Genomic DNA, 11780 nt, shown 5'->3' on the forward strand with positions numbered 1-11780 from the left:
TCCTCCAGAGGGTGCGGATCAGGGTTCCCGGTAGTCGGCGGCGACCCCCACCAGCGAGATCAGCCCGGACGCGAACTCCAGCGCCTCCGCGTGACCCTCCGCGAACGGCGGCTGGAAGCCCACGGCCTGCCACGTCCGCGTCCCGGGGTCCCACAGGTCGGCGCCCACCTCGAAGTCCCACCCGTAGACGCCGTGGTCGTACCAGAGCTCGTCGGCGGAGTTGCCGGCCGCGGAGTAGAGCACGTCCGTCACGGGCCCGGTCTGCTGGGGCCAGATGACGGTGCCGCGCTCGGCGGCGATGGCCTGCTCGATCGTGCGGGCCGAGCGCAGGAAGTACGCCTCCTGCCGGTCCGTGGGCCTGGGCAGGGTGACGCGGCCGTCGAGCTTGTACGCCCCGGGCGGCCACATGAAGTAGCCGCCGTAGCTGTGCACGTTCATGGCGAATCTGATGTTGCGGTGCTGCTGCGCCAGCCACATGACGTTGCGGCTCTCGGGCTCGGAGTGCTCGGCGGGGCCCGCGTACGTGCCGCTCTGGCAGTTGGCCGAGGCGCCGAAGTACCCGTCGGACAGCGAGCCGACGGCGTAGTTGCGGTTGACGTCCACGCCCCAGGTGTTGCGCAGCGCCGGGTCGGACTGCTGCGGCGGGCAGTGGTTCGTCATGTTCTTCCGCTGGCTGTTGAAGTCGTAGAAGCTGTAGTTGGCGCCGTCCGGGTTGACGGTCGGCACGATGAAGACGTCGGTGCGCTCCAGCAGCCTGCGGGTGGCCTTGTCGCGGGCGTAGTTGCGCAGCAGCCGCTCGGCCGCCTCGACCACGACGAGGGGCGCCACCCACTCGCGGGCGTGCTCCTGGGCGTAGGCCAGCACGCCGGTGCGGCTGCCGTCGCGGTGCGCGCCGATCCGCAGGGCCAGCACCCGGGCGGGCGCGCGGGAGACGCCGGCGGGCGCGTTGAGGAAGTCGCTGAGCTGGGTGAGCGGCGCGGGCGCCATGACGCCGTCGCCCGCGTTGGCGCGGTAGGTCGTGGCCTTGACGCCGGTGCCGGCGGTGGCGTTGATCGCGGCGGTGACCTGCGCGGCGGTGCCGGCAGGGGCGCCGGAGGCGTCGGTGGCCAGGCTGACCGTGATGAGCTTGCCGTTCACGGTGACCTGCAGCGGGCGGCCGGGCGCGCCGGGGTTCACCAGCTCGACGGCCAGGTCGTTGCCGCCCTCGGAGCCGTACGCGTCCGAGGTGATGACGACGGCGGCGGCGGGCGGCGTGCCGAGCAGCGCCTGGGCGTGGCGCCGGTAGCCGTTGGTCGGGTACGGCAGCGTGATCAGCTCGGTCAGCTTGGGGTAGCGCTGGTGCAGCGCCTTGATCCGCTCGTTGAGCTGCGCGGGCGGCATGTACTGGGTGACGAAGTCCTTCTGGTAGCCGGGACCGGCGCGGTCCGGCCGCTCGCCGTCGGGCCACTCCCTGACCTTGGCCTCGGCCGTGCCGCCGCCGGCGGAGGTCACGGTGACCCAGTGCGGCCTGCCGTCGGCGGGCACCGGCGTGCTGAACTGGTGGCCCAGGTACGCGCCCGCGTCCACGTACGCGACCATCGGCGCCTGGCCGGTCGAGCCGCCCTTGCCCTTCCACGTCACGGTGAGCGTGGCCGCCTCGCCCGCGCTGCTGGACGCCTCCACCGACAGGAAGTAGCCGTCGCGGGACTTCATCCAGACGGCCCGCTCGATGACGAGCTGGTCCTTGGCGGTGGTGGCCCTGGCCTTCGCCTGGGGCGGCGTGGCCGGCGCCAGGGTCGCGCCGAGCGCGGCGTAGGCGGCGAGCTGGCCGGCCGTGGCCACCGCGTCCACCTGGACGCTGCCGTCCGCCTGCGGGCGCACCCGCTCGGTCAGGTCGGCGCCCGCGGCCACCAGCCGCTCCATCGCCGCGCGGTCGGGCACGGAGAGCGTGACCAGCGAGGCCGGCTCCGGGTCACTCGGCCCGGCGACCGCCGGGACGGACGGCTCCGCGGCCACGAACGTCGTGAGCACGATCAACAGAACGACTGCGGACGCCCGTAAACCACGCATCGGCCCCTCCTGGATCACCCGTATGGGGCACATTCAAAGCGGAGTTGCCCCAACCGGCAAGACCCAGGCGGCGTGGGGCACGCCCTCAGGAGGCCGTCACGTGCGGGACCGCCTGGTAGAGCGCCCAGTCGGCACTGATCGCGCCGGCCGTCGTCAGCAGCAGCGGCAGGTATTCCTCGGTCAGCTTCTCCATGGACGTCTCGGCGGCGTGGGCGTTGACGTTCACGGCCGCGATGACGTTGCCGAGCCCGTCCCTGAGCGGCGCGGCCACCGACCGGATCGCCAGCGCCAGCTGCTCGTCCGTCGCGGCCCACCCCTTGGCACGGACCGCGCGCAGCGCCGCCTCGCGCTCCTTGGCGTCCGGGCGCCAGCGCGGCTCGATGCCCGAGCGGCTCGGTTCGGCCAGCACCCGCTCCACCTCGGCCGGCGGCAGCGCGGCCAGCAGCACCTTGCCCAGGGACGTCTGGAGCGCGGGGAAGCGGGTGCCGATCTGCACCTGGAGCGACACGATCTTCGGCACCGCGACCCGGGCGACGTAGACGATGTCGGAGCCGTCGAGCTGGGCGATCGAGGACGACTCGTTGGTCTGCGTGACCAGTCGCTCCAGGTGCGGCCTGGCCACCTCCCACAGCCCCATCGAGCGGACGTAGGTGACGCCCAGCTCCAGCACCCGCGGCGTGAGCGCGAACCCGCCCTGCTCCGCCCTGGCGTACCCCAGCTCCTGGAGGGTGAGCAGGATGCGGCGGGCCGTCGGCCGGGCCAGGCCGGCGGCCGTCGCCACCTCCGTCAGGGACATGACCGGGCGCCCCGGCTGGAATGCCCTGATGACATCGAGGCCGCGGGCCAGCGCCTCGATGAAGTCAGGTCCGGTGTCACCACGTGCCATGTACGCCCTCGCTCGCTCGGAATCCGTTCGATCCGACTCTAGACGGTCGCCCGTCCGCAGAGCGGCCGATCAGAGGCGGTGTGTGGCATCGCTGCGGTAGTCGGTGTACGTGTACGGGTTGTCGAGGACCTTCGCCGAGGGGATGTCCGGGTTCATGCCCTTCTCCCAGGCCTCGTCGCCCATCGTCGAGCGCAGGTGCTCGACCGTGCGCTCGACCTGCGCGCGGGCCCCGGCGAGGTCGACGCCGAGCAGGCGGTGCTCGTGCTTGACCACGCGGCCGTCGACGATCACGGTGTGCACGTCGCCGCGCTGCGCCTGGAACGCGACGTGCCCGAACGGGTTGAGGATCGGGAACGACACCGGCGAGTGCTCGTTCTTGATGAGCACGAGGTCGGCCTTCTTGCCGGGCTCGATGGCGCCCAGGTCGTCGCGGCTCAGCGCCCGGGCGCCGCCCCGGGTCGCCCACTCCACGACCTGGTCGGCGCGCAGGCCGGCGTGCGTGACCGTCTCGCCCTTGGCGTGCGCCTCCAGGTGCTCGCGCGAGCGGTCGGCGCCGAGCGTGGTGCGCATGGCCGAGAACAGGTCGCCGCTCCACCACACGCTGGTGTCCATGGACAGCGACACCGGGATGCCGTGGGCGCGGACGGCCCAGGTGGGCGGGTAGCCCTGGCCGGCGCTCTGCTCGCTCTCCGTGGAGACCGAGATCGAGCCGCCGGTGGCCGCGATGCGGTGGTAGGAGTCGGCCGACAGCGAGGCGGCGTGCACGTAGATCGTCTCCGGCGTCATGAAGCCGTGCTCGTGCATCAGGCGGATGCCGTCGTCGCTGGTGGCGCCCCACACGCCGGCGTGCGTGGTGACGGCGGCGCCGAGCTCGCGGGCGACCTCGAACGCGGGCCTCTCCGGGAAGGAGGGGTCGCCGAGCACGTCGAAGGCGATCTGGAAGCCGAGCATGTCGCCGCCGGTGGCCCGCCTGCGCACGAAGTCGCGGAACTCGGGCGCGGCCGTCCACTCGGCGGGCGGCTGCTGGATGTTGCCGTAGGCGAGCACGTACCGGCCGGGCACGGACTCCAGCGCGTCGGCGGCGGCGTCGGCGTGGTCGATGGTCCGCAGGCCGTGCGACCAGTCCACGACGGTGGTGACGCCGGCGTCCAGCGCCTCGATCGCGGCCAGGGTGTTGCCCGCGTGGATGTCCTCGGGCCGGAACAGCTTGCCGTGCTCCAGGTAGAACCAGACGAAGTACTGGGTCAGGGTCCAGTCGGCGCCGTAGCCGCGCAGCGCCGTCTGCCACATGTGCCGGTGGGTGTCGATCATGCCCGGCATGACCAGGCCGCCGGACGCGTCGATCACGACCGCGTCCTCGGGCACCTCCAGCTCGGGGCCGACGGCGGCGATCCTGTCCCCGGTGACGAGGACGTCCGTGCCGGGCAGCGCCCGCCTGCTCCCAGCGGGGGACATGGGCAGCACGGTGCCGCCGCGCAGCACCACGGGCCGTCCGGCCTCGAACTCGTTCATGGCACACGCTCCTTGCGAACGATTGTCCGCTATACGGTCACAGTCACTGTGATGAGCGTTCGCCTACGTGTCAAGGCGGTTGACGCAGGCTCGCGTCGGTGATGGGATTCGGCTCAGCGGACATATGTCCGTTGAACGGACGCGGGAAGGGGAGTTTCATCGTGCCTGAGGGGCCGCTGTCCGGCCTGCTGGTGGCCGACTTCTCCAGGGTCCTGGCGGGGCCGTACGCCACGATGCTCCTGGCCGACCTGGGGGCCGACGTCGTCAAGGTCGAGTCGCCCGGCGGGGACGACACCCGGTCGTGGACGCCGCCCGCGCGGGGCGAGGTCTCCACGTACTACCTCGGGGTCAACCGGGGCAAGCGGTCGATCGCCCTCGACCTGCGCGACCCCGCCGACGCGGAGGCCGCCAGGGAGCTGGCCCGGCGCGCCGACGTGCTGGTGGAGAACTTCCGGCCGGGCGGGCTCGCGAAGTACGGGCTGGACTTCCCGGCCGTGCACGCCCTGAACCCCGGCGTCGTGTACGCCTCCATCAGCGGGTTCGGCGCCGGGGCGGGCGCGCGGGTGCCAGGCTACGACCTGATGGTGCAGGCCATGTCGGGGCTGATGAGCCTGACCGGCGATCCCGGCGGGCCGCCGTACCGGGCCGGGATCTCGGTGTTCGACGTGATGGCGGGCAACCACGCCGTCATCGGCATCCTCGCCGCGCTGCGGCACCGGGAGGCCACCGGGCAGGGGCAGCACGTCGAGGTCAACCTGCTGTCGTCGGCGCTGACGGGGCTGGTCAACCAGAGCTCGGCGTACGTGGCCGGGGGCGTGGTGCCGTACCGGATGGGCAACGCGCATCCGAGCGTGTTCCCGTACGAGCCGCTGCCGACGGCGGACCACGAGCTGATCGTCGCGGCCGCCAACGACGGGCAGTTCCGCAAGCTGTGCGAGGTGCTGGGCATCCCCGAGGTGGCCGACGACCCGCGCTTCGCCCGCAATGCCGACCGGACCGCGCGGCGGGAGGAGCTGAAGCCGATCCTCGTGGAGCGGCTCGTGACCCGGCGGGCGGAGGAGTGGTTCGACCTGCTGGTGGAGGCTGGGGTGCCGAGCGGGCCGATCAACACGATCGACGGCGGGTTCGCGGTGGCCGAGCGGTTCGGGCTCGAACCGGTGGTCGTGGTGGGGGAGGGGGAGCGGGCCGTGCCGACGACGCGGCATCCGATCCGGTTCTCGGAGACGCCCGCGGGTTACCGGCTGCCGCCGCCGGAGCTCGACGAGCACGGCACGGAGCTGCGCAAGTGGCTCACCGAGCCGGCCGCTGGCTCTGCCGGCGTCTCCGGTTCCGCGCCCGAGAGCGACCCCGCCGGCCCCTCCGAGGAGGCGCGCTCGTGAGCGGCGGCGACGCGGTCGGCACCGGCGGGAACGCGAAGGAGGCGGTCGACGTGGGTGGCGTCCGCGCCGGGGAGGCGAAGGAGTATCCGACCGCGCTCGGGGCGTCCTCCCTGGAGACGATCACCCTGCTCGGGCACGACCTGGCCGCCGACGTCATGGGCGAGGTGGGCTTCGGGGAGCTGGCGTTCTGGCTGGCCACCCAGCGCCGCCCGGCCCGCGGCGAGGTGCGGGTGTTCGAGGCCGTGCTGGCCGCGCTGGCCGACCACGGGTTCACGCCCACCGCGATCGTGACGCGGCTGACGTTCCTGTCGGCGCCCGACTCCGTACAGGGAGCGCTGGCCGCCGGGCTGCTCGGCGGCGGCTCCCGCTTCCTCGGCGTCACCGAGGACTGCGGCCGCTTCCTCGCCGGCGTGCTGCGGGCCATGGACCCCCTCCCGGCCGACGACGCCGGCTGGGACGCCCTGGCGCTGGAGACCGTACGCGCCCGGCGCGAGGCGGGCGGGCGCATCCCCGGCCTCGGCCACCACGTGCACAAGGACGGCGACCCGCGCACCGCGCGGCTGTTCGAGATCGCGGCCGAGGAGGGCCTGTTCGGGCCGCACCTGTCGCTCTTCGCCGCCGTCGGCCGCGTGCACCCCCAGGTCCTGGGCCGGACGCTGCCGCTCAACGGGGCGGGCGCGTGCGGCGCGGCGCTGGCCGACCTGGGGCTGCCGCTGGAGCTGCTGCGCGGCTTCGCGCTGCTGGCCAGGACGGCCGGGCTGATCGGGCAGCTCGCCGAGGAGCTGCGCCGTCCCGTGGCCAACGACATCTTCCTCTCGGTGGACCTCAACAACCGTCCCGTCCCGCCCGAGCCGTATGCCGCCAACGGAGGTACGCATGGCTGAACTCGTCGCGGTCATCGCATCCACCCACCACCCCTTCTACTACCGCGCCAGCACCTCCACCGGCGAGGACCGCCCCCCGTTCGCCGACGAGTGGGTGCGCAAGGTGGAGGCGTTCAGGGAGACCCTCACGAGGGCGCGGCCCGACGTGCTGGTGATGGTCGGCTCCGACCACTTCCACCAGCTGTGGCTGGACAACATGCCGCAGTTCCTGGTTGGCAAGGCACCCTTCTACGACGCGAACTTCTACAACGAGGAACGCGAGTTCGGCTTGCCGCGGATGGTGCTGAAGGGCCAGGAGGACCTGTCGGCGTACATCCTGCGGGAGGGCCTGGACGCCGGCTTCGACCTCGCCTTCAGCAACGAGCTGCGCATCGACCACTCGATCACGTGCCCGATCATCACCCTGCGCCCCGAGGCCGACCTGCCGATCGTGCCCGTCTACACCAACATCTTCGCCCCGCCGCTGCCGCGTCCCCAGCGGTTCGTGCAGCTCGGGCGGACGATCAGGCAGCTCGTGGAGTCCTGGCCGTCGGACCGGCGGGTGGCGGTCATCGGCACCGGGCACCTGTCGCTGGAGCTCGGCGGGCCGCGCCAGTTCGGGCCGCACGGACCCGACCCGGAGTTCGACCGCAAGGCCGTCGAGTGGATCTCCACCGGGGACATCGAGGGCTGCCTGTCGGAGGTCACCCTGGACAGCCTCCACCTGCCGGGGAACGCCACCCACGGGTTCATGGACTTCATGCTGATGATGGGGGTGGCGGGGGAGGGCCGCAAGGCCGACTACGTGGACACGTACGACCTGTTCCACACCATGGAGGCGTACTTCACCTGGTACCCGAGCGGAGGCGCTTCATGAGCAAGTACCTGCTGAACAAGTTCCTCTTCACCGTCGACCGCGATCCCGAGCTGGTCGAGCGTTACCGCGAGGAGCCGCGCGCCACCGTCGAGTGGTGGGAGTCCGAGTACGCCAACCGCATCCTCGGCTGCCACACCGGCGAGTCGTCCACCTGGTTGCGCCTCGACGACGCCGAGCGTGAGGCACTGGCCGCGCACGACTACCCGAAGCTGTTCGAGCTGGGGGCGCACCCGTTCCTTACTCTGACCCTGTTCATCGCGATGTTCGAGCGCGACCACCCGCCGCTGGGCTTCCAGATGGAGTACGCGCGGCGGCTGGCGAGCTTCCGGCTCCCGTACCCGGACATCGCGACCTGATGACCGCCACCGAGACCGGCGACCGCGGCCGGATGCGCGCGGCCCGGGTCGAGACGTGCGGCCTCCCGCCGGTGGTCGGCGACGTCCCCGTGCCGGTGGCAGGGCCGGGGGAGAGCCTGGTACGCGTGGGTGCGGCCCCGCTCACGCCGCTGGACCTGCTGTGCGCGGGCGGCGCCTCCTACTTCGGCACGCCCGCCGTCCCCTACGTGCCCGGCGTCCAGGGCGTCGGGACCGTCGGGGAGACGGCCGTGTGGTTCCCGACCACGGCCGGGATGGCGCCCGGCGACGGGAGCATGGCCGGGCTGGCCGTGGTGCCGTCCGAGGATCTGGTGGAGCTGCCCGCCGGCGCCGACCCGTACGCCGTCGCCGCGCTCGGGCTGTCGGCCGTGGCCGCCCACATGGCGCTGACCTGGCGCGGCGAGCTGGCGGCGGGGGAGCAGGTGGTGGTGCTGGGCGCCGGGGGAGTGGTGGGCCAGGCGGCCGTGCAGCTCGCCCGCCTCGCCGGAGCGCGCCGGGTCGTCGCGGCCGCGCGCTCTCCCGAAGCCCGGGAACGGGCGAAGCAGGCGGGCGCGGACGCGGTGGTGGCGCTCGACACGCAGGACGTGGCCGGCCTCGCCGCCCGCCTGTCGGCCGCCTGCGACGGCCCGGTGGACCTGGTGCTCGACCCGCTATTCGGCGCCCCGGCCGCCGCGGCGGCCCGCACCCTGCGGCCGGGCGGCAGGCTCGTCAACCTCGGCGGCTCGGCCTCCGAGACGTGCCCGCTCGACTCCTCCACCCTGCGCGGCCGGTCGCTGCGGGTGCTCGGCTACACCAACAACGAGCTGACCCGGGAGCAACGCGCCCAGGCCATCTCCCTGATCGCGGAACACGCGGCGCGGGGGCGGCTTTCGGTGGCCCACGAGGTGGTGCCGCTGGAGGAGGCGGGAGCGGCCTGGGAGCGTCAGGCGGCAGGCGCGGCCGGCGGCCGGATCGTCCTGCGCGTCACCTGAGGCGCCGGTCCGTCATCGGGCCGAGGCCAGGAAGCGTTCGTAGAGGGGGACGTAGGCGGCGGCGAGATCGGGTTCGGGCGGCCGGCGATCGCGGGGGAGCACGGGCACGTCGTCGAGTGACCCGCCCGCCTGCCCGGCGATGAGCGCCGCACCTGCGCAGACCGCGTCGTCGGACCGCACCACCTCGACCGGGGCGGGCGAGACCGCGGCCTTGACCCGCATCCACAGCGGGATCCTGACCTGCCCGCCGAGGACCACGAGGCGCTCGGGAGCGGTGCCGGTGACGGCGGTGAGCTCGTCGAGCATCCAGCGGGCATGCAGGCACGTGCCCTCGACGGCCGCCGCCAGCAGGTCGCCCGGGGTGTGCTCGGGCCCGAGCCCCGACATCGTCACGCGCCGCGCGGGGTCGGGCGCGGGCGCGACCCGGCCCCGTAGGTACGGCTCCACCACGATCCCCGTCGGCAACCGCACCCCGCCCAGCAGGCCGGGCAGCGCCGCGTACCCGCCCTCGCCGTTCCCCGTGAGGCCGAGCATCCAGTCGAGCATGGCGCCGCTGGTGGGCAGGCCGCCGACCACCACCTTGCGGGCTCCGTCCAGCGACGGGTCGGTCGTGATGCCGAGGGCGAGTCCCGTACGCGCGTCCGGGCTGGAGTCCGACAGCGCCATCACCGCCTCCGCCGTGCCGAGCGAGTCGGCCACGTCGCCGGGCCGGCGCACCCCCGCCGCCCACGAGCCCACCGCGTGGTCATGGCCCGCGATCACCACGGGGACCCCGGCGGCCACCCCGCTCACCTGCGCGGTCAGCGGCCCGACCGGCTCCACGGCCCCGGCCGGAGCCGGCAGCTGCCCGGTACGCAGCCCGGCCCGCGCGAGCAGCTCCGGGTCGTAGTCCCCGGCCTCCAGGTCGTAGGCCAGGGTGCGGGCGGCCAGCGTCTCATGCGTCCGCAGGCGTCCCGTGAGCGCGTACGCCACGGCGTCCGGCACGTGCGCCCACCACCGCATCGACTCCAGCACCTCGGGCGAGTGGGCCCGCAGCCAGAGCCACTTGGCCAGCGGCGCCTTGGGGTCGGCGCGGCGGCCGGTCAGCGCGTACAACGCCGCCGCGTCCCGGCCCAGCTCGGCGGCCTCCCGCGCGGCCCGGGGGTCGTTCCACCACAGCAGCGGCGTGAGGGGCCGCGCCGCGCGGTCGAGGGGCACGCCGGTCTCGGCCATGCCCGCGATCCCGATCGCGTCCGCTCCCCGCCCGGCACGCTCGGCACACTCGCCGAGCGCCCTCGTCACCGCGGCGACGAGGGCGGGCAGCTCGCGCGGGGTCGGCTGCCGCACGGCCGCGACGCAGCCGCCCCGCTCGTCGAAGAAGCCCACCTTGACATGCGTGGTCCCCACGTCGACCCCGGCCAGCAACCTCATGCGTCACACTATGGCCGATCCGCTCGCGCCGCCGGGCCCCTGCCGTGACCTCGGCACCGCCCAAGCCTTCCGGCCAGGGATCCCGCATCCGGCCCGGGAGGCAGGCCGGTCTCGATCGGTCGCCTCGGCTCCCGCCCGGCGTGGGGCATCCCCGTCCGTCACGCCGGGACGCCCGCGTTCGTCACCCCTTCGACGGCCCCGAGATCGGTGCCGGCCATCAAGGTTTGCGGCAGTATGAGCGAATCATCGAGGCCGCTGGAGGGTAGTTGGTCATTTTCGCCTGCGCCGGATGCAGTGCCGTGCTGACCGCGCGGGTGTCGCGGGTCGAACTGCCCGATCACGCACGCCAGTCGTGGGGCGATCGCAAGCTCCCCTCGCTGCTGGAGCCGGGAACGTACGCGGTGGACCCCAAGCCGTCCTTTCCGCCGTACCGGTTGTGGGACGAGGTCGGCGCGGAGGAGGCGGAGGCCCGCGGCGTTTACGCGCCGGTGTATTCGCTGCCGTACGGCCCCTCGGGACGGATCGGGGTTGCGCCGGGCGATCTGCGTGGAACCGTCCACATCTTGCGGCGGGATGACAACTCCTGTTGTGGCCTGAGCGGCAGTGCCGGCCCCAACCTGGCGTGCGCGGAGTGCGGGCGCGCGGTGGCCACCCTCATCGACGACTGCTACCTCTGGTACGTGGCGTGGCTGGATCCGGACGCAGTGCGCCCCGTCAGCGTGTCGGGCCCCGCCTGCCGGGTGATCGGCTGGGAGTCGCTGCGGGAGGAGTTTCCCGGCATACCACCCGTTGCCGAGCCCGGATGGTGGAGCCTCGAGTGGCGGGCGGCGGTCGCGGTGTCGCTGGCCCACCTGCTGGCGGCCTCGGGCGGGAAGCCGATGGTCGTGCCCGATGGGCTTGTCGGGCAGGTGTTCCGCGGGGCGATCGACAGGTTGCTTCCGGCGGGCCCGCCGGAACGGCGTCTCGTCCTGGCCGGGCCGGGGCTGGCCGCCGCGTCCGGGGACGTCCTCCTGGTGCCGCGGCATCCGCAGACCGGCCGGGTATGGCCGTCTGGCGCGGAGGCGGTGGTGCCGCTGGCCGCCGAGGTGTGGACGTACCTGGCCTTCCATGACGATCGGCGGCTTCTCCCCGCAGCGAACCGGATACCCGCCGACGTACGCCGAGACGATCCGCCGCCGCTGTTGCCGCACGACCGTTTCCGTCCCGACTGGCAGGTGTTCCGCGACACGCTGGCGCGACTGCCGGCGGTTCGCCGGCCGTGGTTACGCGCGATCTATGACCGGGCGGCGGCCCTCTGATTGAAGCACCCGCTCTCCTGGCCCATCTCCTTGCAGGCTCACCAGCGAGGACAAGGTCCACTCGAGGCCACCGGCGAGGTCGCCGACTGGTACGAAAAGGGCCGGTTCAGCCACTGGTCGGCCTACCGCTCCCCAGCATGAGATGAGCCTCGAACCGCTCA

Annotated in this window: 10 protein-coding genes; 6 read left to right on the forward strand and 4 right to left on the reverse strand. The window is 73.4% G+C overall.

Annotation, left to right across the window (positions count from 1 at the left end):
• Positions 1-18: 18 nt before the first annotated feature.
• The 3 genes from ACIBI9_RS28805 to ACIBI9_RS28815 all read right to left on the reverse strand — a co-directional run bounded on the left by ACIBI9_RS28805 (position 19) and on the right by ACIBI9_RS28815 (position 4447).
• Positions 19-2049 (reverse strand): M14 family zinc carboxypeptidase, encoded by a 2031-nt coding sequence (locus ACIBI9_RS28805; RefSeq protein WP_397226139.1) that lies wholly within the window; start codon positions 2047-2049, stop codon positions 19-21.
• A gap of 85 nt (positions 2050-2134) precedes the next feature.
• A complete protein-coding gene (locus tag ACIBI9_RS28810; protein ID WP_397226141.1) occupies positions 2135-2935 on the reverse strand; it encodes an IclR family transcriptional regulator C-terminal domain-containing protein in 801 nt (266 codons plus the stop codon).
• Between the two features lie 69 nt (positions 2936-3004).
• Positions 3005-4447 carry an amidohydrolase family protein gene (locus ACIBI9_RS28815; protein WP_397226144.1) on the reverse strand — a complete coding sequence of 481 codons (1443 nt, stop codon included), beginning with the start codon at positions 4445-4447 and terminating at the stop codon, positions 3005-3007.
• A gap of 161 nt (positions 4448-4608) precedes the next feature.
• Between ACIBI9_RS28815 and ACIBI9_RS28820 the strand changes: the two genes are divergently transcribed.
• Genes ACIBI9_RS28820 through ACIBI9_RS28840 form a run of 5 tightly spaced genes read left to right on the forward strand, consistent with a single transcriptional unit; the run spans position 4609 to position 8911 of the window.
• A complete protein-coding gene (locus ACIBI9_RS28820; RefSeq protein ID WP_397226146.1) occupies positions 4609-5826 on the forward strand; it encodes a CaiB/BaiF CoA transferase family protein in 1218 nt (405 codons plus the stop codon).
• Entirely contained in the window at positions 5823-6710 is an 888-nt protein-coding gene (locus ACIBI9_RS28825; protein WP_397226148.1) for a citryl-CoA lyase, read from the forward strand. Before ACIBI9_RS28820 ends, ACIBI9_RS28825 begins: the two co-directional genes overlap by 4 nt.
• The gene (locus ACIBI9_RS28830; RefSeq protein WP_397226150.1) at positions 6703-7566 is read left to right on the forward strand and encodes an extradiol ring-cleavage dioxygenase; all 864 of its coding nucleotides are present in this window, start codon (positions 6703-6705) and stop codon (positions 7564-7566) included. The genes ACIBI9_RS28825 and ACIBI9_RS28830 overlap by 8 nt, the downstream gene beginning before the upstream one ends.
• Entirely contained in the window at positions 7563-7922 is a 360-nt protein-coding gene (locus ACIBI9_RS28835) for a hypothetical protein (protein ID WP_364754566.1), read from the forward strand. Before ACIBI9_RS28830 ends, ACIBI9_RS28835 begins: the two co-directional genes overlap by 4 nt.
• Entirely contained in the window at positions 7922-8911 is a 990-nt protein-coding gene (locus ACIBI9_RS28840) for a zinc-binding alcohol dehydrogenase family protein (RefSeq protein WP_397226152.1), read from the forward strand. The genes ACIBI9_RS28835 and ACIBI9_RS28840 overlap by 1 nt, the downstream gene beginning before the upstream one ends.
• 12 nt (positions 8912-8923) lie before the next feature.
• Here the strand turns inward: ACIBI9_RS28840 and ACIBI9_RS28845 are convergent, their stop codons facing one another.
• The gene (locus tag ACIBI9_RS28845; protein ID WP_397226154.1) at positions 8924-10321 is read right to left on the reverse strand and encodes an L-fuculokinase; all 1398 of its coding nucleotides are present in this window, start codon (positions 10319-10321) and stop codon (positions 8924-8926) included.
• Between the two features lie 266 nt (positions 10322-10587).
• Here ACIBI9_RS28845 and ACIBI9_RS28850 point away from each other — a divergent pair, with 266 nt between their 5' ends.
• Positions 10588-11619, forward strand: coding sequence for a hypothetical protein (locus ACIBI9_RS28850; protein ID WP_397226156.1), 1032 nt, complete (start codon positions 10588-10590; stop codon positions 11617-11619).
• Positions 11620-11780: the final 161 nt, after the last annotated feature.

Source organism: Nonomuraea sp. NPDC050451 (genome assembly GCF_044458585.1).

Coding starts and splice junctions, on each gene's coding strand:
- ACIBI9_RS28845 (WP_397226154.1), bottom strand. CDS start 10,321: ATGAGGTTGCTGGCCGGGGTCGACGTGGGGACCACGCATGTCAAGGTG.
- ACIBI9_RS28840 (WP_397226152.1), top strand. CDS start 7,922: ATGACCGCCACCGAGACCGGCGACCGCGGCCGGATGCGCGCGGCCCGG.
- ACIBI9_RS28815 (WP_397226144.1), bottom strand. CDS start 4,447: ATGAACGAGTTCGAGGCCGGACGGCCCGTGGTGCTGCGCGGCGGCACC.
- ACIBI9_RS28805 (WP_397226139.1), bottom strand. CDS start 2,049: ATGCGTGGTTTACGGGCGTCCGCAGTCGTTCTGTTGATCGTGCTCACG.
- ACIBI9_RS28830 (WP_397226150.1), top strand. CDS start 6,703: ATGGCTGAACTCGTCGCGGTCATCGCATCCACCCACCACCCCTTCTAC.
- ACIBI9_RS28810 (WP_397226141.1), bottom strand. CDS start 2,935: ATGGCACGTGGTGACACCGGACCTGACTTCATCGAGGCGCTGGCCCGC.
- ACIBI9_RS28835 (WP_364754566.1), top strand. CDS start 7,563: ATGAGCAAGTACCTGCTGAACAAGTTCCTCTTCACCGTCGACCGCGAT.